Source organism: Micromonospora luteifusca (genome assembly GCF_016907275.1).
Classification (GTDB): domain Bacteria; phylum Actinomycetota; class Actinomycetes; order Mycobacteriales; family Micromonosporaceae; genus Micromonospora; species Micromonospora luteifusca.
The window spans coordinates 4,583,956-4,604,246 of the sequence record NZ_JAFBBP010000001.1 but is presented as its reverse complement, the minus strand read 5'-3'; the positions used below and the strand labels follow the sequence as shown (position 1 = coordinate 4,604,246).

General features: G+C 72.4%; 19 protein-coding genes and 1 pseudogene. 3 read left to right on the top strand and 17 right to left on the bottom strand.

Annotated features, from left to right (window positions below; all coding sequences use genetic code 11):
• The first annotated feature begins 232 nt into the window (after positions 1-232).
• Positions 233-1,276: a tyrosine recombinase XerC gene (locus tag JOD64_RS21055; protein WP_204943777.1), complete on the top strand. Its 1,044-nt coding sequence runs from the start codon at positions 233-235 to the stop codon at positions 1,274-1,276.
• Positions 1,277-1,368: 92 nt separating this feature from the next.
• On the top strand, positions 1,369-2,550 hold the full coding sequence (locus JOD64_RS21050; protein WP_204943776.1) for an aminotransferase class V-fold PLP-dependent enzyme: 1,182 nt from the start codon (positions 1,369-1,371) through the stop codon (positions 2,548-2,550).
• Between the two features lie 31 nt (positions 2,551-2,581).
• Here JOD64_RS21050 and JOD64_RS21045 read toward each other — a convergent pair.
• Positions 2,582-3,187: pseudogene (locus tag JOD64_RS21045) on the bottom strand (murein hydrolase activator EnvC family protein); the annotation flags it as partial.
• Positions 3,188-3,397: 210 nt separating this feature from the next.
• On the opposite strand from JOD64_RS21045, the gene JOD64_RS21040 reads away from it, so the two are divergent.
• A complete protein-coding gene (locus tag JOD64_RS21040; protein WP_204943775.1) occupies positions 3,398-4,540 on the top strand; it encodes a sulfite oxidase in 1,143 nt (380 codons plus the stop codon).
• Positions 4,541-4,603: 63 nt separating this feature from the next.
• On the opposite strand, the gene JOD64_RS21035 is transcribed toward JOD64_RS21040, so the two are convergent.
• The 16 genes from JOD64_RS21035 to JOD64_RS20960 all read right to left on the bottom strand — a co-directional run bounded on the left by JOD64_RS21035 (position 4,604) and on the right by JOD64_RS20960 (position 20,216).
• Positions 4,604-4,927 carry a DUF2469 domain-containing protein gene (locus JOD64_RS21035; protein WP_007075222.1) on the bottom strand — a complete coding sequence of 108 codons (324 nt, stop codon included), beginning with the start codon at positions 4,925-4,927 and terminating at the stop codon, positions 4,604-4,606.
• Complete coding sequence (locus tag JOD64_RS21030) at positions 4,924-5,736, bottom strand: ribonuclease HII (protein WP_204943774.1); 813 nt, start codon at positions 5,734-5,736, stop codon at positions 4,924-4,926. Before JOD64_RS21030 ends, JOD64_RS21035 begins: the two co-directional genes overlap by 4 nt.
• Entirely contained in the window at positions 5,730-6,263 is a 534-nt protein-coding gene (locus tag JOD64_RS21025) for an NUDIX hydrolase (protein ID WP_372434248.1), read from the bottom strand. Before JOD64_RS21025 ends, JOD64_RS21030 begins: the two co-directional genes overlap by 7 nt.
• A 54-nt stretch (positions 6,264-6,317) precedes the next feature.
• Positions 6,318-6,953 (bottom strand): signal peptidase I, encoded by a 636-nt coding sequence (lepB, locus tag JOD64_RS21020; protein WP_204943772.1) that lies wholly within the window; start codon positions 6,951-6,953, stop codon positions 6,318-6,320.
• A gap of 10 nt (positions 6,954-6,963) precedes the next feature.
• Positions 6,964-7,830, bottom strand: a complete 867-nt coding sequence (gene lepB, locus JOD64_RS21015; protein WP_204943771.1) for a signal peptidase I — start codon at positions 7,828-7,830, stop codon at positions 6,964-6,966.
• A 183-nt stretch (positions 7,831-8,013) separates the two neighbouring features.
• Positions 8,014-8,370 (bottom strand): 50S ribosomal protein L19, encoded by a 357-nt coding sequence (rplS, locus tag JOD64_RS21010; protein ID WP_184182400.1) that lies wholly within the window; start codon positions 8,368-8,370, stop codon positions 8,014-8,016.
• Positions 8,371-8,513: 143 nt separating this feature from the next.
• Positions 8,514-9,287 (bottom strand): tRNA (guanosine(37)-N1)-methyltransferase TrmD, encoded by a 774-nt coding sequence (gene trmD, locus JOD64_RS21005; RefSeq protein WP_204943770.1) that lies wholly within the window; start codon positions 9,285-9,287, stop codon positions 8,514-8,516.
• Positions 9,288-9,297: 10 nt separating this feature from the next.
• On the bottom strand, positions 9,298-9,900 hold the full coding sequence (gene rimM, locus JOD64_RS21000; protein ID WP_204943769.1) for a ribosome maturation factor RimM: 603 nt from the start codon (positions 9,898-9,900) through the stop codon (positions 9,298-9,300).
• Complete coding sequence (locus tag JOD64_RS20995) at positions 9,900-10,160, bottom strand: RNA-binding protein (RefSeq protein ID WP_172862164.1); 261 nt, start codon at positions 10,158-10,160, stop codon at positions 9,900-9,902. The genes rimM and JOD64_RS20995 overlap by 1 nt, the downstream gene beginning before the upstream one ends.
• Positions 10,135-10,620: a 30S ribosomal protein S16 gene (rpsP, locus tag JOD64_RS20990; RefSeq protein WP_204943768.1), complete on the bottom strand. Its 486-nt coding sequence runs from the start codon at positions 10,618-10,620 to the stop codon at positions 10,135-10,137. The genes JOD64_RS20995 and rpsP overlap by 26 nt, the downstream gene beginning before the upstream one ends.
• A gap of 219 nt (positions 10,621-10,839) precedes the next feature.
• Positions 10,840-12,933 carry a geranylgeranyl reductase family protein gene (locus JOD64_RS20985; protein WP_204943767.1) on the bottom strand — a complete coding sequence of 698 codons (2,094 nt, stop codon included), beginning with the start codon at positions 12,931-12,933 and terminating at the stop codon, positions 10,840-10,842.
• A 1-nt stretch (position 12,934) separates the two neighbouring features.
• Positions 12,935-13,924 (bottom strand): polyprenyl synthetase family protein, encoded by a 990-nt coding sequence (locus tag JOD64_RS20980; RefSeq protein WP_204943766.1) that lies wholly within the window; start codon positions 13,922-13,924, stop codon positions 12,935-12,937.
• Positions 13,921-15,507, bottom strand: a complete 1,587-nt coding sequence (locus tag JOD64_RS20975) for a hypothetical protein (RefSeq protein ID WP_204943765.1) — start codon at positions 15,505-15,507, stop codon at positions 13,921-13,923. The genes JOD64_RS20980 and JOD64_RS20975 overlap by 4 nt, the downstream gene beginning before the upstream one ends.
• 33 nt (positions 15,508-15,540) lie before the next feature.
• Complete coding sequence (locus tag JOD64_RS20970) at positions 15,541-15,777, bottom strand: hypothetical protein (protein ID WP_307813531.1); 237 nt, start codon at positions 15,775-15,777, stop codon at positions 15,541-15,543.
• Entirely contained in the window at positions 15,770-19,531 is a 3,762-nt protein-coding gene (locus tag JOD64_RS20965; protein WP_204943763.1) for a PKD domain-containing protein, read from the bottom strand. Before JOD64_RS20965 ends, JOD64_RS20970 begins: the two co-directional genes overlap by 8 nt.
• Before the next feature lie 112 nt (positions 19,532-19,643).
• Entirely contained in the window at positions 19,644-20,216 is a 573-nt protein-coding gene (locus JOD64_RS20960) for a hypothetical protein (RefSeq protein WP_204943762.1), read from the bottom strand.
• Between the last annotated feature and the right edge of the window lie 75 nt (positions 20,217-20,291).

The following is a 20,291-nucleotide window of genomic DNA, read 5'->3' as shown; positions in this document are numbered from 1 at the left end:
TGGCACATCACCGTCCTGTTCTGTCTCGTCGCGTCCGTCGCACTCGTTGGCGGTCTGGTCGCGCTCCTGGTCAAGAGGGCCAACCGCCGCTAGTCGAGGGTCGACGAACACCGGCATCATCGTGGCCGGTGACGGACGACGATCGGCCGTAGGCTGGTCCCGTGCCAACTGTCATTGGGGGTGCCTGGGCCGATCGACGGGCCAGCGCGCCGACGCCACCAGTGCGGCCTCGATGAGCCGGCCGGAGCGGGGCACCCGGGCCATGCACCAGGCACTGCCGCCAGCGTTGCGCGACGCGGTCGACGATTTCGCCGAGCACCTGTCCCGGGTTCGTAACCGCTCGGCGCACACCGTCCGCGCGTACGTCACGGATCTCGTCTCGCTGCTCGACCACGCCGTACGGATGGGCTGCGTCGACCTGGCGGAGGTGGACCTGTCGGTGCTGCGCAGCTGGCTGGCGCGGCAGCGCACCACCGGTGCGGCCCGCACGTCGTTGGCCCGGCGGGCCGCGTCGGCGCGGGCGTTCAGCTCCTGGGCGCACCGGGCCGGGTTGGTCCCCGCCGACGTGGGCGCCGCCCTGGCCAGCCCTCGCGCGCACCGGGAGCTGCCCAACGTGCTGCGCGCCGACCAGGCTGCCGCTCTGGTCGAGGCACCGGGCCGAGGGGCATCAACCGCGGGCCCAGCAATCGCAGACTCGCCACCCACCGGCTCAGCGCTCAACGACTCGCTGGCTGCGCCGACGCCGGGCGCGGCGCCGACGGCGACCGTGGAGGCGGTGCCGCTGCGGGACCGGGTGCTGCTGGAGCTGCTCTATGCCACCGGCGTACGGGTGAGCGAGGCGTGTGGGTTGGACGTCGGGGATGTCGACCACGGCCGGCGGGTGATCCGGGTGTTCGGCAAGGGCGGGCGGGAGCGCTCGGTGCCGTACGGAGTGCCGGCCCAGCGGGCGTTGGATGACTGGCTGCGCCGGGGCCGCCCGGCGATGGTGGTCGCCCGCTCCGGTGACGCGCTTCTTCTGGGTGCCCGGGGTGGTCGGCTCAACCCGACGACCGCGCGTCAGATCGTCGGTGCGTACGCCGAGACCGCCGGCCTGCCCCGGACCAGCCCGCACGATCTACGCCACTCCGCCGCCACCCACCTCCTGGAGGGTGGCGCCGACCTGCGCGCCGTGCAGGAACTGCTCGGCCACTCGTCCCTGGCGAGTACGCAGATCTACACCCACGTCTCGGTCGAGCGGCTGCGTGCCGCGTACCGGCAGGCGCACCCACGCGCCTGATCGAGGGCGGCAACGCGCTGGGCACCGGCGGGCCCACCCGCTCACTCGATCAAGCACCGGGGCCGAGCACGCCCGGCGGTTACGATCATCAGGTGAGCGTCCCGCAGCCTCCCGAGCCGATCGCGGGCGCGCGCCTGCTGTTCTCCCTCGATCCGGCGGTCAGCCACCTCAACCACGGCTCGTTCGGCGCGGTCCCGATCAGCGTGCAGCGGGCCCAGCAGCGGCTGCGCGACGAGATGGAGGCCAATCCCCTGCGCTTCTTCACCCAGGGGCTGGTCGACCGGATCGCGCACACCCGCCGGCACCTCGCCGGGTTCCTGGGCGCCGACCCCGACGGCAGTGCCCTGGTGGGCAACACCACCACCGGCGTCGCCGTGGTGCTTCAGTCGCTGGGCCTGCAAGCCGGTGACGAGGTGCTCAGCACCGACCACGGGTACGGGGCGGTGAGCCTGGCCATCCAGCGCGAGTGCCGTCGCACGGGAGCGGTCAGCCGCGTCCTGCCGATTCCACTGGCCGCCAGCGACGAGGAGATCGTGCAGGCCGTTCGCGCCGGCCTGCGCCCCGGACGGACCCGGCTGCTCGTCGTCGACCAGCTCACCTCGGCCACCGCGAAGCTCTTCCCGACCGCCGCGATCGTCGGGGTGGCCCGCGAACACGGCGTGCCGGTACTGGTGGACGCCGCGCACGCCCCGGGGATGCTGGGCACCACGGTGAGCAGCATCGGCGCCGACTTCTGGGCTGGCAATCTGCACAAGTGGGCGTACGCGCCGCGCGGGACGGCCCTGCTGTCGGTGGCGCCGCAGTGGCGGGACCGGATCGAGCCGCTGGTGGTCTCCTGGGAGCAGGATTCGGGTTTCCCGGCCCGGATCGAGTGGCAGGCGACTCTCGACTACACGTCCTGGCTGGCCGCCCCGGCCGGGCTGTTCACGTTGCGCAGTCTCGGCGTCGACCGGGTGCGGGCGCACAACGCCGCGCTCGCCGCGTACGGCCAGCGGGTGGTGGGGGACGCTCTGGGGGTGCCCCCCGCCCAACTGCCCGACCCCGGCGGGCCGGGGGTGTCGCTGCGCCTCATCCCGCTGCCGGCGGGGACGGCCGCCACCATCGACGCGGCGCGGGCGTTGCAGGCGCGAATCGGCGAGCGGCTCGCCGCCGAGGTCGCGGTGATGAGCTGGAACGGCCGGGGGTGGCTGCGGCTCGCCGGTCAGGTCTACAACACCGCCGACGAGTACGAACGGCTGGCCGTGCGGCTGCCGGCGCTGCTCGCTCAACGCTGACACCGCTGACGCTGACACCATTGGCGCTGACCCCGGCGACCGGGAGCAGTCGCACGGCGCCGAGGCCGAGCAGGGCCAGGGGGTCCAGATATTCCGTGCCCCGGCGCAGGCCCCAGTGCAGGCACGCTTCGGTCGGGCAGCCCGGATGCCCGGGCAGCAGCTCGCCCAGCGGCGCACCGGCGGTGACCGGCTGGCCGGCGTGTACGGCTGGTCGGACCGGCTCGTGGGTGGTCCGCAGCCCGTCTGCGTGCCCCACGGTGATCACGGGTCGGCCGGCCACCACGCCGGCGAAGAGCACGGTGCCGGACCCGGCGCTGCGGATCACCGCTCCGGCCGGTGCGGCCAGGTCGACGCCCCGGTGCCCAGCCAGCCACGGCCGGGGCGGCGGGTCGAACCGGCGCACCGGACGAGGTGGCCCGTCGACCGGCCAGCGGAACCGCCCCGACCCGACGCCCGCCGAGGCCGGCACCGGCACCGAGACCGCCACTGGCACGGCCCTCGACGGTGGGCGGCCGGGCACCGCCGCGACCAGGACGGCCAGCCCGCAGAGCAGAACGGTGAGCGCGAGGGGGAACGCGGCGCAGAGCAGCACGGTGTGGCTGATGGGGCCGGTAGGCGGGACGGATGGCGGTCTCATGACGGCAGCCTCGTGCCGAGGCCGGGTCGTCCGCGAGCGCGGCCGACCCAGCTGTGGACAACCGGGGGTGCTGTGGACGACCACCAAAAGCGTCGATGATCTGCTATGCCCGGGGCCGGGGACGCTGCCCGGGCCGTGTTCGGGCCGATGCCGAGGGCCTAGGCTGGGCCGCGTACGGCGGGTGCCGCCGTTTGGACCGGGGAGGCCCGCATGACCACTCTCGACGACCGGACGTCGCCCCCCAACGGGCCGACGGTGGCCGACGTGAGCGAGCCGTCCCGGCTCGCGGAGCCGGGCGAGGCGATCAGCGCCGACGAGTTGCAGCTCGCCGCCCGCAACCACGGCATCCCGTTGGAGGCGCTGCGCTACGACGTCACCCCCGCCGGGCTGCACTACCTGCTGATCCACTACGACATCCCGGAGCTCGACGCGGCGACGCACACGCTCACCATCGGCGGCGCGGTGGACCGGCCGCTGACGGTCACTCTCGCCGAGCTGCGCGAGCGGCCGCGGGTCACCCACCAGGTGACCCTGGAGTGCGCGGGCAACGGTCGGGCCCTGCTGCACCCCCGGCCGGTGAGCCAGCCCTGGCTGGTCGAGGCCGTCGGTAACGCCGAGTGGACCGGCACTCCCCTCGCACCGTTGCTGCGGGAGGCGGGCCTCGGGCCGGACGCGGTGGACGTGGTCTTCACCGGCGCCGATCACGGAGTCGAGCGGGGCGTCGAGCAGGACTACCAGCGGGCGCTGCCGGTCGCCGACGCGCTGCGCGAGGAGGTGCTGCTGGCGTACGAGATGAACGGTGCTCCCCTGCTGCCGCAGCACGGTGCGCCACTGCGGCTGATCGTGCCCGGCTGGTACGGCATGGCGCACGTGAAGTGGGTCCACTCCATCGAGGTCCGGACCGAGCCCTTCGAGGGCTACCAGAACGCGGTGGCCTACCGGGTGCGCCGTGACGCCGACGACCCGGGCGTGCCGGTCACCCGGATCGAGCCGCGGGCGCTGGTCCGCCCGCCGGGCTTTCCGGACTTCATGTCCCGTCGCCGGGTGGTGCGGCCCGGGCCGTGCACCCTGGATGGTCGGGCCTGGTCGGGGCACGCGCCGGTGGTCGCCGTGGAGGTGACCACCGACGGCGGGGAGAGCTGGACCCCGGCCGAGCTGGACCAGGCGGACGGCGGAGATTTCGCCTGGCGGCGCTGGCGACACGAGTGGGTCGCGACGCCCGGCCGGTACGTGCTCGGCGCGCGGGCGACCGACGCGTCCGGGCGGACCCAGCCGGTCGAGCAACCCTGGAACCGTGGCGGCTTCGCCAACAACCTGGTGCAGCGGGTCGAGGTCGTGGTGCCGGCCGAGTGACCGGCGGCAGGTGCTACGCCACGGGTGGGGGGCCCGTGGCGCGGCCGGGCGACACGGGTGCGGTCAGCCGCCGAAGCCGGAGTCGGCGGGCAGCGAGATGTCGGGCTTCTCAAGCTCCTCGACGTTGACGTCCTTGAAGGTCATCACCCGGACGTTCTTCACGAAGCGGGCCGGACGGTACATGTCCCACACCCAGGCGTCGTGCATCTCGACCTCGAAGTAGACCTCGCCGTCGGAGTTGCGCACGTGCAGGTCGACCTGGTTGGCCAGGTAGAACCGACGCTCCGTCTCCACCACATACGAGAATTGGCGGACAATGTCGCGGTACTCCCGGTAGAGCTGCAGCTCCATCTCGGTCTCGTACTTCTCGAGATCTTCCGCGCTCATCGCACTCCGCCTTCCATGGCCACATCTTCCCCCACCGGCGTCTGGGGCCGAGGCTGCTCGCCCAACGCCACGCCGACGGTACCCCCTGACGCCTCGGAGCGCTCCATCGGCTCTTCCCGGCTGTGGCCGCCGGGCCGTCGGGCGCGCGGAGGCCGGCCGTCGCGGCCGGAGACCGCGGCGACATTGACGTACGAGAACCGGTGCTCCCGGCACGGCCCGTGCTCGCGCAGCGCCGCCGAGTGCTCCGGGGTGATGTAGCCCTTGTGCTCGGCGAAGCCGTACGCCGGGAACACCCCGTCCATCTCCACCATCATCCGGTCTCGGGTGACCTTGGCGAGCACGCTGGCTGCCGCCACGCACGCGGCCACCCGATCGCCCTTCCACACCGCCAGCCCCGGCACCCCCAGTCCGTCGACGCCGAAGCCGTCGGTCAGCACGTACTCCGGTCGCGTGGTGAGCAGGGCGAGCGCCCGGCGCATCGCGGCCAGGTTGCACACGTGCAGCCCGCGGGCGTCGACCTCCTCGGCGGGGATGACCACCACGGCGTACGCGAGGGCTCGGTCCACGACCTCCGCGTACACCCGTTCCCGGCTGGCAGGGGTGAGCAACTTCGAGTCGGCCAGCCCTTCGATCTCACCGCGCCGACCTTCGGGCAGCACCGCGGCGGCGGCGACCAGGGGGCCCGCGCAGGCCCCCCGGCCCGCCTCGTCGGCGCCGGCGACGTGCCGGAAGCCGCGCCGCTGCAGCGCCCGTTCCAGGGCGTACAGCCCGGCCTCACGGCGCACGACGGTACGCGGCGGGGTCAGCACGACGACTCGTCCAGGTCGACGGCGGTCGACTGCCCCAGCCGGTTCAGCAGGGCGGGCAGCTCGGGGGGGTAGAACCTCTCACCGCTGGCTGCCAGCTCGTCGGGGAGCCACCAGCGGTGTCCGGCGATGCTGCGCTGCTCGATGTCGTCGAAACCTGCCGTGTCCACCTGCCAGGACTGCACGCGGAGGAGGAAGAAATCCTGCTCCTGGCGGTACCACGTGCCGTCGAACGAGAACTCGGTCGTGTCGGACCAGACCGGCTCGCCCAGCTCGGCCGGGTCGAGCCGCAGCCCGGTCTCCTCGGCCAACTCTCGGGCCGCGCCCACCGCCGGAGACTCCCCCGGGTCGAGCCCGCCGCCCGGGGTGAACCAGTAGCGGTGCCCTGGCCGGGCCGGGTCGAAGCCCTCGAACAGCAGAACCTGGCTGGCCGCGTCGACGAGCAGCACGCGGGCGCCGCGTCGAGGGGTGTAGACACGGTCGCCACTGCTCGCGGCTGCGGGGCTCGCAGGCTCACTCCTCGCGCTCACGGTCACCGCCCCAGCCTGCCAGACCGACGGCGGATCGCCCACGCCCCGTCGGGTCTACGGCTTGGGAATCCCGTCGAACTGATCGGGCACCGTCAGCCACGTCGCCCGACTGACCGGCCAGAAGACGGTGAACGCCCGCCCGACCACCTCGTCCTCGGGGATGGTGGCCTCGGTGATGTTCTGCCCGGACTGCTGCCAGTGCTCCAGCGAGTCACCGGAGGCGGAGCGGTGGTCGCCCATCACCCACAGCCGACCCTTCGGCACGGTGATGTCGAACTCCTGGTCGGCCGGCTTGTCGCGGATCCCGTCCATCGAGAAGATGTACGGCTCGTCCAGCGACTTGCCGTTGATCATCAGCCGTTCCTCCGGGTCACAGCAGACCACGTGGTCACCGGGGATGCCGATCACCCGCTTGATGAAGTCCTCACCCTCGGGGTTGCCGCTCCACTCGATCGGCGCCTTGAAGACGATCACCTCGCCGCGGTGCGGCGACCGGAAGTCGTAGACCAGCTTGTTGACCAGCACCCGGTCATCGATCTTGAGAGTGTTCTCCATGGACGGGGAGGGGATGAAGAAGGTCTGCAGCACGAAGGCGCGGACCAGCACCGCGACCAGGATCGCCACACCCAGCAGGATCGGCAGCTCCTTCCAGAAGGAGCTGCGCGGCTTGTCGGTCTGCTCGTCAATCACGCCAAGGAGCCTACGTTGCCGAACTGGACGTCATCATCCGGAACGCGCGGGAACCACGCAGGGCGGCCGCCAGCGGGAGAATCAGCAGCACACCACCCTGTGGGCTCGGTCGCACCGGGGGCGCGCCCGAGGATGCCGCGCCCGGCCCGGACACGTCGTCGAACGTCGACGGCACCGACAGCGAACTCCACCGCGACGAGGGCCAGACCACCATGAAGGCGCGGCCGACCACGTTGTCGATCGGCACCGGGCCCTGGCAGCGCGCGTCCTGGGAGACCTCGCGGTGGTCGCCCATCACGAAGATCTGACCGGGCGGTACGACAACCTCGTCGAAGCGCCGGGAGCGGCACTCCGACGGGTTGGGCGGCAGATCCAGTGGAGAGTCCCGCAGAACGTACGGCTCGTTGAGCGGCGTGCCGTTGACGGTCACCCGACCCTGACTGTCGCAGCACTTGACCCGGTCGCCGGGTAGGCCGATCACCCGCTTGATGAAGTCCTTCTCACCGGGGCGGCTCACCCCGACCAGGTCACCGACGGTCCGGGTCAGCTTGCCGGCGAAGCCCGGCTCGGGCTGCTCGTCGACCTGCGGCGCCCAGCGGTCGGTGCCCCGGAAGACCACCACCTCGCCGCGTACCGGGTCACGGACGTCGTAGACGACCTTGTTGACCAGCACCCGGTCCCCGATGAGGAGCGTGTCCTCCATCGAGCCGGACGGGATGAAGAACGCCTGCAGCAGGAAGGTGCGGATCAGCACCGCGAGGCAGAACGCGACGACCAGCAGCAGCGGAAGCTCCTGCCAGAGGGGCATCTGCCGCCGGGTGCGGCGGGCCCGCCGACGCCACGGATCTACGGTGCCGTCCTCGTCAAGCGTCTGCACACGCCACTCCCCGGTCCACAGAAACACCACCGCCCGGGAGCCTCGTCGAGGCTCCACGGGCGGTAGTGGACGGCTGCCCGCCACGTAGGCGGGCCCGCCGCCTCGCTGCGCCCGTGACGACCAGGGTAGTGCGGTCTGGTCGTTACGGCATACGCGCAGCTCAGGCGGCGTGGCGAGCGGAGGTCAGCTGGGCAGCTTCTCCCGCTTCTCCTTGATCTTGGCCTTCTTGCCGCGCAGCTCGCGCAGGTAGTAGAGCTTGGCGCGACGCACGTCACCGCGGGTCACGATCTCGATCCGGTCGATGCCCGGGCCGTTGAGCGGGTAGGTCCGCTCGACGCCGACACCGAAGCTGACCTTGCGGACCGAGAAGGTCTCGCGCAGACCGTCACCCTGGCGGCGGATCACGACGCCCTGGAAGATCTGGACACGGGACCGGTTGCCCTCGACGACGCGGGCGTGCACCTTGACGGTGTCACCGGCCCGGAAGTCGGGAAGGTCGGTCCGCTTCGACTGGGCGTCAAGGGCGTCCAGGATGTTCATCGCTGCGTCCTCGTAAGGCTCACGGCGCACCGTCACTCGGTGCGCGGGTGGGTGATTCTGATCCCCGGGTGGTGGTCGGCAGGCCGACCCCGGTCGGGGATCCTCGCAGCCGCCCACGGGCGCGGACGGATGCGGCAACCCCTCTACTTTGCCACATCCCCCGGTGGTGACTGAAATCCGGCCCGGTCCAGAGCCGCGATGTCCCGTTTGTCGAGCCGATCGGCGGGCAGCGCGGCGAGCAGGTCCGGGCGCCGGGCGGCGGTCCGCAGCAGACCCTCCTCGCGCCGCCAGCGGGCGATCTTGCCGTGGTCCCCGGAGCGGAGCACGTCCGGCACGTCGTGCCCACGCCAGCTCGGCGGCTTGGTGTAGATCGGAGCCTCCAGCAGCCCGTGGGCGTGCGACTCCTCGTCCAACGAGCCCGCGTTGCCCAGCACCCCCGGCAGCAGCCGGGTGACCGCCTCCAGCATCACCAGGACCGCGACCTCGCCGCCGAAGAGCACGTAGTCACCGAGCGACACCTCGGTTACCGGCATCCGGGTGGCGGCGTGCGCCAGCACGCGTTGGTCGATTCCCTCGTAACGGCCGCAGGCGAAGAGCAGATGCGACTCGGCGGCCAACTCGTACGCCATGGCCTGCGTGAACGGCGCACCCGCCGGCGACGGCACCAGCAGCCGGGGCGGCGGGGCCTCAGCCGGCGCGAGGGCATCCAGCGCCTCGCCCCACGGCTCCGGACGCATCACCATCCCCGGCCCACCGCCGTAGGGGGTGTCGTCGACCGTGCGGTGCACGTCGTGGGTCCAGGTCCGCAGGTCGTGCACGGCAAGTTGGAGTACGCCGTTGGCCCGCGCCCGCCCGATCAACGACAGGTCCAGCGGGGCGAAGTACTCCGGAAAGATCGACACGACGTCGACGCGCATGGGGGTGGTCCTAAAGATCGAGCAGTCCGGCCGGCGGGTCGACGATCACCCGTCCACCGGCGAGGTCGACCTCCGGAACGATCGCCCGGACGAACGGGATCAACGCGGTACGCCCCTCGGGGCGCCGTAGCACCAGCAGGTCTGAGGACGGCGCGTGGTCGATCCGGGCCACCTCGCCCAGCCGTTCGCCGTCCGGCGTCACCACGGTCAGCCCGACGAGCTGGTGGTCGTGGAACTCCTCCGGGTCGTCCGGCGGGGTCACATCGGCGCTGTCCACTACGAGCAGGGTGCCGCGCAGCGCCTCGGCGGTGTTGCGGTCCAGGATTCCAGCGAACGCGATCAGCACCCGGCCCTGGTGGAAGCGGGATTCCTCGATGGTCAGCTCCGCCGGAACCCGGAACGGAACCCCGGGCTCGTCTTCCGAGGCTGTGGTCGGGGGCGTCGCCCCCGGCTCAGTGCTGCGCGGGGATGCAGGCGGGGGTGTCGCCCCCGGCTCAGTGCGCAGCACTGTGCCGGGGGCGAACCGTGCTTCGGGCTCGTCGGTCCGCACTTCCACGGTGACCTCACCGCGGACACCGTGTGGCTTGCCGATCCTGCCGACGACGAGCTGCATCAGTACGAGTCGACGATGTCGACGCGTACTCCGCGCCCGCCGATGGAGCCGATCACCTGGCGCAGCGCCTTGGCGGTCCGGCCGGACCGCCCGATCACCGTGCCGAGGTCCTCGGGGTGCACGCGGACTTCGAGCCGCTTGCCCCGACGGGAATCGACCATCCGCACCCGGACGTCGTCCGGGTGGTCGACGATGCCCTTGACCAGGTGCTCCAACGCCGGACGCAGAGGCATGTCAGGCCTGCTCACCGGCGTCGGCAGCGGCGGGAGCCTCGGCCGGAGCCTCGGTCTTCGGCGCCTCAGCCGGAGCCTCGGTCTTCGGAGCCTCGGCAGCCTTGGCGGCCTTCTTGGCCGGCTTGGCCGGGGTCTCCGGGGCAAGCCCGGCGGCGGCCTTCGCCTCAGCCTCGTACGCAGCCTTGCGGTCGGCCCGCTCGGGGGCGACCAGCAGCGGCGGCGGGGCCGGCAGGCCCTTGTACTTCTGCCAGTCACCGGTCAGCTCCAGCAGCCGCTGAACCGCCTCGCTCGGCTGAGCGCCGACGGACAGCCAGTACTGGACCCGCTCCGACTTGACCTCGATGATCGAAGGGTCTTCCTTCGGCTGGTAAACCCCGACGAACTCGATCGCCCGACCGTCACGCTTGGTGCGCGAGTCGGCGATGACGATGCGGTACTGCGGGTTGCGGATCTTGCCCATCCGCAGGAGCCGGATCTTTACGGCCACAGTTGTTTCGCTCCTGTTGCGATCTCACCGGCCCGTGCGGGCGGTGTGCATGGGTGAGCGCCGACCGGACCCGTGGGGTTGGGCCGGAGACTACTCGGTGGACTAGCGACGTGCCCGGGTTAGAGGGCGCCGGACGCGCGCCGGATACCAGCGACCCATTCTGCCAGATGGAGCGCCGATCACTCGCACCGGAGCCCCAGGCATGCCCGCCGAACGCCGCTACGTGACCGACATCACCCTGCTGTCGGGGTCCACGGGACCCGGCAGCCCGGGGGTGGCGAGCCGAGCCAGCAGCTCACGGGCCGGGCCGGCGGGCACCACCAGCAGCGCCTCCCGCGCCCGTTGGGCGTGCTCGGCGACCAGGCCGAGCAGCCCCGCCACCCGAGGGTCATCCCGCGCGACCACACCCGGCTGTGCCGACCCACCCCACCGGGACGCCCCGGCCAGCTCCCGAAGCTGCTCGCCGAGGGCGTAGGCAGCGCCAACCTCGCGACCGTACGCGGCCAACGCGTTCACCACCGGCACCCGGGCGCCGCCGAGCCGGCCGCCGAGCCGACACGGCAGCTCGAACGCGATGGCGGCCCGCCCGGCCAGGACGGCACCACCGGCACCGCCGGACGACGGGTCGTCACGCAATTCCAGAGCCCGGCCCTCACAGGCCACCGTCAGCGCCTCGGCGAACTCGGCGACGACCGGGCCACCACCCTGCGCGGCGAACTCGTACGCGCGGGCCAACAGGAAGTCCGCGACCAGCACCGCGAACCGGTTGCCCCACGGCGTCGGTCGGGGGCCGGTCGACCTCTCCTCCTCCCGGGCGCTGTCCACCGCCAGGCCGGCGAGCAGACCCAGGTCCACCGCTGCGGCGAGGGCGTGCCGCAGCGGGTGTTCCCGGCCCCCGACCGCCGCGGCGACCAACAGCAGCACCGCCGGGCGCAGCGAGAGGGTCGACAGGTCCTCGTCCACTCCGGCGAGCCGGACGAACATCGGCCAGTCCTCCCGGACACAGCCGGCCAGCAGTTCGCCCACCGCCAGGAGATCGCGCCGCAGGTCGCGGGCGAGTTCCGGAGCCGGCTGGGGCAGCGGGTCCAGCAGGACACCGGCCCGCGCCCCGTCCGGGAAGAGCGCCAGCCGGCGGCAGAGGGCGAAGAGTGGGCGGTCGTCGTCGAAGGTGGCGTCGAGCACCCGCCAGGCGAGCATGTACCGGCGCACCGAGTACCGGCCGGTCTCGAAATAGCCGGACTGCCGGGCGGCCAACTGCCGGGCGTACGGAGCGGGATCCACCGGTCCTGCCCCGGCGCGACGAAGCGCCGTGTCGATCCGGTCCGCAGCGAGCAGGCCCGACTCCAGGGCGAAGCTGATGCCCTCGCCGGTGAACGGGCTGACCAGCCCCGCCGCGTCGCCGACCAGGAGCAGCCCCGGCACACCGCACCGGGACGGGTCGAAGTCCAGCCGCAGCGGCGCACCGGTCATCGGTCCGGATGGACGGGCCGCCCGGAATCGGTGGTCGGTCGTTGCCAGCTCGGCGACGAAACGCTCGTACAGCAACCGCACGTTCTCCCGGTGGGTCGGGTCGAAGAGGCCCACGCCGACGTTGGCCGTCCCGTCGCCGATCGGGAACACCCAGCCGTAGGAGGGCAGCACCCGCCGGTCCGTGACGTCCGCCAGCGGGAGGTGGATCTCCAGCAGCTCGTCGAGGTCCGCCACCTGGGTGAAGTAGCCCCGGGCGGCGAACCCGGTCCACTCCCGGTCCGGACTACGTAACCCGGCCTGGTGAGCCAGCCGTGAGGAGGCCCCGTCGGCGGCGACCACAGCGGGGGTACGCAGCGCGAACCGGCGGCCCTCGTACTCGACCTGCACGCCGTGGACCCCGGCGGCGCCGCCCAGCAGTCGGGTGGCGCGTGCCCCGGTCCAGAGCACCGCGCCGGCACGCACCGCCCGCCGGCACAGCACCGCGTCCAGCTCCAGCCGGGGCACCACCATGCCGTACCCGGTGCCGTCGGGGTCCTCGTAGTGGAAGTCGCGACCGCCCCGCCCGCGCATCCGGATCCGCACCCCGCCGACCCGCTGGGCACCCGTCAGCTCGTCGAGCACTCCCATCTCGGCAAGCAGCCGCACGGCGCTGCGGGTCAGGCCGTCGCCGCAGCACTTGTCGCGGGGAAACTCGCGCCGGTCGATCAGCAGAACCCGGCGGCCCAGCACCGCCAGCCGGTACGCCGCGGCCGCGCCGCCCGGGCCGGCGCCCACCACCACCGCGTCGAAGCCGTCGAGCCGGTCCGGAACCATCGTCGGGGTCGGCGCGTCCGGCGTGACCACCTCAACCCGCCCGGGTGACGGCGTAGTCGGCGAGCTGGACCAGCGAGTCCCGGGCCGGGCCGGGCGGCAGCGGGTCCAGCCGCCGGGCGGCCTGTGCGGCCCTGCGCCGGGCCTCGGCGAGGACCTCGTCCACCGCACCCGAGGCGACCACCAGCTCAGCCACCTCGGCCAGCTCCGCCGGGGTGGGCTCGCGTACCTCCAGCAGGTCGCGCACCCGCCCGGCCCCCGGTGTGTCGCGGGCCAGCAACCGCAGTACCGACATGGTGTAGACCCCTTCCCGGACGTCCGTCAGCGGCCGCTTGCCGAGAGCCGCGTAGCTGCCGCGCACGTCGAGCGCGTCGTCGGTGAGCTGGAAGGCGACCCCGAGGTCGTGGCCGTACCCGGCCAGCGCCTCGACGGTCTCCGGCGGCGCACCGGCGAGCAGCGCGCCCAACCGGCAGGGCAACTCGAACAGGGTCGCCGTCTTGCCAGCGATGATCTCCAGGTGCTCGGCCTCGGTCAGGCCGGTGTGGAACGCGTTCTCCGTCTCGCGGAGCTGGCCCGTGCAGAGCGTGACAAGCGCGGCGGCCGCCTCCCGGCCGTACCGGTCGTCGAAGGCGGCGAGCAGGGCGATCGCCCGGGCGACCAGGAAGGTCCCGGCGACCACGGCCGCCGGCTCGCCCCATTCGGCGTTGACGCTGGGCCCGTGCCGCCGGGTGACGGCCCGGTCCATCACGTCGTCGTGGTAGAGCGAGGCGAGGTGCAGCAACTCCAACGCCGCGGCGGCGTCGAGCAGGTGTGCTGGACGGACGGTGCCGAATTCGGCCGCGACCAGCAGCAGCGCGGGACGGATCCGCTTGCCGCCCCGGCGTTGCAGGGCCGTCGCCATCGCCCACAGCGCCGGGTCCGACGCGGCGACGGCCTCCCGCATCCGCCGGTCCAGGCCGGCCAGCGCCTCCCGGGTACGGGCGCTGGCCAGCCAGTCCGGGTCGGTGACGTTGCCCACCGTCACCGCTTCCGCTTCGGCTTCGGCTTGGTGGGCTTCTCGGCCGCTGGCTGGCCGGCGTCTCCGCCGCTCCCACCGCCACCGCAGCCACAGCCACCGTCGCCGCGCCGCCCACTGCCCGGAGCGCACAGAGTGGGCACCCTCTCGACCAACTCCTGCGCCTTGTGCAGCAGTTGCTCGTCGTCGAGCATCCGCAGGATCTCCACCGGAGTACGACCGACAGCGTCGTTCGCCAGCGCCAGCACCTCCTCGGCGGCGGAGAGTTCCTCGGCGGTCAACCGGTCCGCGAAGCGGCGCAGCGTCCTGCGGGCCTCGTCGAGGTGCTCGGTGGTGAGCGTCGCCTCGGAGCGCTGCGGCTGGAGCAGTGCCGCACGGGCCGTCTCGGCGTAGGTGTCGTAGAGCTTCTGCAGGTGCCGCCGGTCGGCGTCGGAGAGCTTCGTCGCCCGGGCTCGGGCCACCAACCGGTCCTCGTTGGCGAAGTAGGTGTCGACAGCGAACCGGCCGACCCTGGTCTGCTGCAGGTAGCGCTGCCGGAACTCCTTCTCAACCGCCACGTCGAGGTCGACGTCCCGGTCCAGGACCCGGCGGGCGGTGCTGCTGGAGGCGCAGCCGCAGGCACTCTCGTTGCCGCCCTCGCCGCCCAGGTAGACCACCGACCCGGAGTCGCCGCCCTCGGACAGGTGGGCCGTGGCGATCTGGCCCTCGAAGGTGGCCACGCCGACGCCGGGGCCGTAGTCGATGCTCGCGCTGACATCCAGCTCGGTCACCGTGGAGGTGGTGTACTCCGTGGTCCGGCCGACCTTCTCCACGTTGCTGCCGATGTCGACGCCGGCGATGGCACCAGCCCCGCCCAGGAAGGTCACGTCGAGTTGACGCAGCACCTCGTCGATGGGGTTGATCAGGGTCCGGTTGCACGAGCCGGCGAAGAGCAGACCGATCGCCGGATGGTCGCTGTTGGCCACCGGGAAGATGTCGTTCTTGACCTGGTCGATCACGTCGTTGGGCTGGGAGACCTGGCCGATCGCGCAGTCCACCCGGTTGCCGGCCGGGTTGATCATCACGAATCGCTTGAGTGTGGCGATGGTGTCGGCCGGTGCGGTGCCACCGTCGTACGAGCCGGGCTGCACGATCGCGTCGCCGATCGCCCCGGCGTTGGCATTCGCCAGCACGTGGTTGTTGCTCAGGATGCAGAGCGAACCGTCGGTGTTGTCGGTGACCAGCGCGCCGAGCGTGCCGGCCGTGACGTCGATGTGCGCGACGCTCACCCCGTTGGGCGCCGGGCGTTCCCGGGCGGTGAACTCCTGGGCGAAGAACGGGCCGGTCTCCACCACGTCGACCTCGACGAAGTCGGACCCGAAGTAGACCCGCCGCGGCAGCAGCCGGGTGGTGGGTAGGAACTGCCTCGGCACCTTGCGCACCACGTACACGACCAGGGCCGGCTCGTCCGTGCGGCGGCCGCTGACCTCCCGTCGCCCGTAGGCGAGCCCGCTGACGTTCGGGTCGCCGAGCAACCCGGCCAGTGGTCCCTGACGGGCCGCCCGAGCCAACGCCCGGGCCTTGACGTAGCTGTCGTCGTTCGGATTGGACATGGCCGTCTCCTGCCGGTGCAACGGGGTGATGGATCAGGTTCGGCGGGCCTCGAACGGCCCGGTGAGCACGAAGCGCAGCGCGACACCGTCGACGCGCTCGCTGGTGCGGGCCACCAACACGGGGTCGGTGACGTAGACGGTGATGACGTACGGGCCGGACGGGTCGGGCCGGCCGATGCCGGTGCCGACGGCGGCGAACCGCCGGGTGAGGTCAGCCCGGTGCGCGGCCAGCACGGCACGGACGGCGTCGAGCGAGTCGGGTTCAGCCACAGCAGCCACCACGAATCGGCGGGTCGGACCGGGGCGTCGGGCCGCTGACACCGGGGTCAATCGGAACCGGGTGCGACGTGGGGTCGCCGTGCTCGTCGTCGGGCCCGGTGTCGTCGGCGTACTCGGCGCAGAGCCGGATCAGCAGCCCCTCCGCCGATCGGCCGACGATCCGGACGGCGACGATGCCGGGACCGGCGAGCGTCACCGTCGCCGGGCCCGGTGGCGAGTTCGCCGGCACCTCGACGCGATCGAGCTGCGTACCGTCGTCGTCGAACGCGGTCAACTCGACCGGTTTGCCGCCCTGGTTGGCCAGGGTGACAACGACCCGGTCCGCCGGCTGGGGCAGTGCGACGTGGACGCCGGCACCGAGTTGGAGGGCCGCGCCGCCGGTGGGCGGCCCGACCGCGACGACCACCCGGCCGGCGCCGTCCAGGGATCGGATGAGGAACTCGGCCTCCGTCCACTCCGCCGGGTACTGCGTGCCGGGCTGACGGCCGGCGAAGTCGAGGCAGTCGCGCGGCCTTGGCGGCGGCGGCTCCGTCGGGCAGTACGGCTGCGCGGCCAGCAGGTCCACGTCGTCGAACCACACCCGTCCGCCACCCCTTCGGGGTTCACCCCCGTCGGCCGCGGCCTCCAGGAAGACGGTCACCGCGGCGGATTGGGCGGCGACGCGTACCGTCAGCGGGCTCCACCGCTGGGCGCTCGTGCCGTCGCTCCAGACGACGGCGGCGGAGGTCGGGTCGGTGCCGCCGGTGGGGTCGACGCCGAGCCGCGCGGTCGCGGGTTCGGCCTGGTCGAGGTCGTACCAGGCGGTGAGCTGGTAGGCCCAGCCCGGGTTGGCCCCGATCTGCTGCCGGACGCCGACCCGCTGCCGCGGACCGGGCACGAGCCCCTGGGAACGGCGGCCACCGTGCACCACGAAGTTGCTCGCGGTGTGCTGGCCGGTGCCGCCGGCCGCCGAGCCGGCCAGCACGTACGGCTCCCAGCCGTTGGCGACCTGTCCGGTGGTGCGCTGGGCGAACCCGTCCTCGAAGTGCCGGTTGACCACGTCGATGGCCCGGACCACCACCTCGTCGACCCCGGTCCCACCGTCGTCGTCGATCACCGTGCACCGGGTCAGGAACGTGCCGCAGTCCGGGTAGCGGTGGGACAGCACCGCGGTTCCCCGACCGGCCGGCGGCTCGTGCGTCTCGGTGACCACCGCCGGCAGCGGCGGGGTGCAGTCGCCGAAATCCCAGACGGCGGTGTGCGTGTCGCACCAACCGGGATCGGTGAAGCGGGCGGTGAGGGTGAGGACCGTGCACGGGTAGGTGAACAGATCGGGACCGGCATCGACCACCGGCGGGACGTTGCGCACCGTCACGGTCCGGGTGTCGGTCGCCATCCCACCGTTCTGGTCCCGGACCCGCAGGGTCACCTCGTACACACCGTTGTCGCACCAGGCGTGCTGGACGGTGCTGGTGCCCTCGGCCCGCGGCGGGGTGTTGGTCTCCACGACCGTGCCCGGCTCGGTGGGTTGGGCGTCGCCGAAGTTCCAGGTGGTCTCGTGGGTGTCGACGTACTCGACGTCGCTGAACCGGCCGACGAGGGTGACCACCTCACCCTCGTCGACGGTGAGGTCCGGGCCGGCGTCGACCGTGGGCGGCACGTTGGCGACGTACACCAGCGCGAAGTGGCGGCTGGTGGCGCCGCCGGGCTGGTTGATCGTCAACGAGTGCGCCGCCAGGTAGGTGCCGCTGGCGGCGTAGACGTGGTTGACGTCCGCGGTGGCGGCCGGTGCCGCGCCGTCACCGGTCAGCCAGGTGTAGCCGGCCGCGGCGCTGGTGTGCCCGGCGGCCAACAGCAGGGCCGACTGGGCCGTCCCGGTGTACGGTCCGCTGCTGCGGGCGGCGAGCACCTCGGTGCTCTCACAGGAGCTGAGCACCTCCAGGTCACCGGCGAGGACGAGCCCGTCGGCGTTGATCACGATCGGGTCGAAGAAGACGGCCCGGACCCGCCCGATCCGGGCCAGCTCGGGCGGCCAGCCGGTGATGCCGCTGACCGCTCCGGTGATCGGGTCGACAAGGCGCGACCCGCCGATGTTGTTGACCACGGCCGTGATCACCGCGGCGACCACGATGATGATGATCGCGATCAGGATGCTCCCGGCGCCGAAGCTGATGATCGCCAGGATGATGGCGATGACCCAGAACAGGACCGACTCCTCGGGGTCGACGTCCGGTTCGCCGATCAGGTGGTTGTCCATCCGCTGGACGCCGTCGGGGTTGAGATCGCCGTTCGGGGTCCAGTGCAGTCCCACATCGGCCCGGAAGCTGGCGTCGACGTCGATGCTGCCGAGGATCGCGTCGATGACCGTCAACTCTCCGGTCATCCGGATCGACCCGTCCCGCAGTACGACGTCCAACTCCCGGACGTCCGCCTTGTCGTCGCCCTGGTCGACCCGGCGTGGCAGGTCGCTGTCCGCCCAACCGTTGGTGACCCGGGCGGAGTCGATGTTCTGCTGCACGATCGTCCCGTCGAGCAGGATGGCGAAGTCCCGCCCGGCCGGTACGACGCTGGTCATCGCCCCGATGTCGGCGCCGTCGCCGGCGTTGATCGCGATCACCAGGAGGTCGGCGAAGACCCGGGTGGCGACGTTGTCGGCCTCGAACACCTCGCCACCGACCTCCGGCGTCCACAGGGCCAGGAAGCCCCGCGCGCTCAGGTCGTCGAAGAGCAGGTCGCCGATGGCCGTCTCGATCTGCGCCACGGTGGGCACCACGACGCTCTGCGACCCGAAGCCGTGCACCAGCGCCGCCCCCTGCTGGTTGAGCTGGGCCTGCAGCGCGTTGTCGAGGAACCCGAAGAGGGTGGCGTTGTTGGTGGTGAAGTGGGCGCCCTCGATGCCGGGCGCCGGGTTGATCGGCCCCGCCACCACTGTCGCGGTGTCGAAGCGCAACGTGTACGCCCCCGGTGGGGTCTCCAGCGGCACCGTGATGGCGAGCCGGGTTTCCACCGCCATCGGGTCGGTCAGCGCGGGCGCCGCGCCACTGCCGACGATGTGGAACATCCGCAGGTAGATCGGCATGCTGATGAGGACGTTCCCCGGATCCGGCTGGCTGACGTCGATCCGGTGGGCCGGGTCGGCCTGGTCGTCGTAGATCTCCAGATGGGTGTCGAGGGTGTAACTGCCGACGCCGAGGCCCAGCACCAGCCCGGTGTCGTCCTGCTCGTGCGGGATCGTCGGGATCCCCGGATGCAGCACACCCCCGGGGCCGCCGTTCTCGTACGCGAAGTGGATGTACTCCCCGAGAATTCCGACAAGCTTCGGGGCGAGAGGATCACCGCTGGTCAGGGTCGCGGTGACCGCGCTGCGGGGCAGGCCGTCGAAGCGCAGCCCCACGTTCTTCGAGTCGGGCAGCACCCCGATCGGCACGGCGGCGTGCGCGGTGGCGGTGAGATCCAGCAGTTGCGCGGAGGGCACCGGCGGGTCGGCGACGGTCACCTGGATGACCAGGCCGAAGGTGAGTTCGCAGCCGTCGATGTCGGGTCGTGGGGTGGCGTCGAGCTGGTCGCGGGGGATCTCCACCTGGCCGCCGGCCGTGGTGAACCCGCCGATCGCGAGGCCGGCCGGGACCGGCAGGAATTGCGGGATGCGTCCCTCGTCGGTGCTGGTGTCGCCGCACTCGGCGGACTTCCAGGCACCCTGCAGGGCCTTGCGGAGAACGGGTGGAGTCGCCTCGACGACGACCTCGAAGCCATGGGTGTCGGCCATTGGTCCCCCTTCGGGGCCGGTGTGGTGGAGGCCGGAGGGTGCGGACGCCGGATGCCGGACCGGACGTCAGGAGATGCTCGGGGCCGTCGCCGCGCGACGGGCCGCCCGTTGGTCAGCGAGGGTGGCTGTCGGGTTCCGGGTCCGGCGACTGCAGCCGGCCACTCACCGCCGTCAACGGTGTGGTCACCGCGCCGCTGAGGATCGCGGCGAAGGCCCGCGGGGGTGCGAACCTCGGCCGGCGGGCGGAAATCCGTCGGTACTCCAGCAGCGGATCCAGCACCGGGTGCCGGTCCCGGAGCGGTTCCAACGGGTCGGGGCCGGCGCCGCCGGGCTGCCAGCGCGGCGGGTCGGTGTCCGGTTCATCGCCGTCGGAGCACGGAAGCACACCCAGGTCGGTCAGGAGCCGGCGGACGGCCGGGCCGTCGTCGGGGTCGACCTGGCGATCGACCAGCCGGGCGATCGTCGTACGCAGGTCGGCGAGCTTCTCGGCGGCGGTCGGTCCGAGCCGGATGCGGTCACCGATGCCGGTACGGGTGTCGGGGTTGAACTGGTAGCCGAGGTGCTCGACGGCCAGCAGCGGATTCGTGGCTGCCGCGATCGCGACGGCGGGAGCGGCGTTCAGCCGGCCGAGGATCACGCCGGCGCGGGCCTGCAGGTCGGAGAAGGTGTTGATCTGGTCGGCCATCGGGCCTCCCACCACTGGTGGTGTCGATGCCTGAACCCTAGGCCGTCACACCGCTCACACCATCCTCTATGTCCG

Excerpts from the sequence above, each read along its gene's own strand:
- JOD64_RS20960 (WP_204943762.1), bottom strand. The coding sequence starts at position 20,216 with ATGGCCGACCAGATCAACACCTTCTCCGACCTGCAGGCCCGCGCCGGC.
- JOD64_RS21040 (WP_204943775.1), top strand. The coding sequence starts at position 3,398 with ATGACCACTCTCGACGACCGGACGTCGCCCCCCAACGGGCCGACGGTG.
- rimM (WP_204943769.1), bottom strand. The coding sequence starts at position 9,900 with ATGCAGCTCGTCGTCGGCAGGATCGGCAAGCCACACGGTGTCCGCGGT.
- JOD64_RS20965 (WP_204943763.1), bottom strand. The coding sequence starts at position 19,531 with ATGGCCGACACCCATGGCTTCGAGGTCGTCGTCGAGGCGACTCCACCC.
- JOD64_RS21035 (WP_007075222.1), bottom strand. The coding sequence starts at position 4,927 with ATGAGCGCGGAAGATCTCGAGAAGTACGAGACCGAGATGGAGCTGCAG.
- JOD64_RS20975 (WP_204943765.1), bottom strand. The coding sequence starts at position 15,507 with ATGTCCAATCCGAACGACGACAGCTACGTCAAGGCCCGGGCGTTGGCT.
- trmD (WP_204943770.1), bottom strand. The coding sequence starts at position 9,287 with ATGCGCGTCGACGTCGTGTCGATCTTTCCGGAGTACTTCGCCCCGCTG.
- rplS (WP_184182400.1), bottom strand. The coding sequence starts at position 8,370 with ATGAACATCCTGGACGCCCTTGACGCCCAGTCGAAGCGGACCGACCTT.
- JOD64_RS21055 (WP_204943777.1), top strand. The coding sequence starts at position 233 with ATGAGCCGGCCGGAGCGGGGCACCCGGGCCATGCACCAGGCACTGCCG.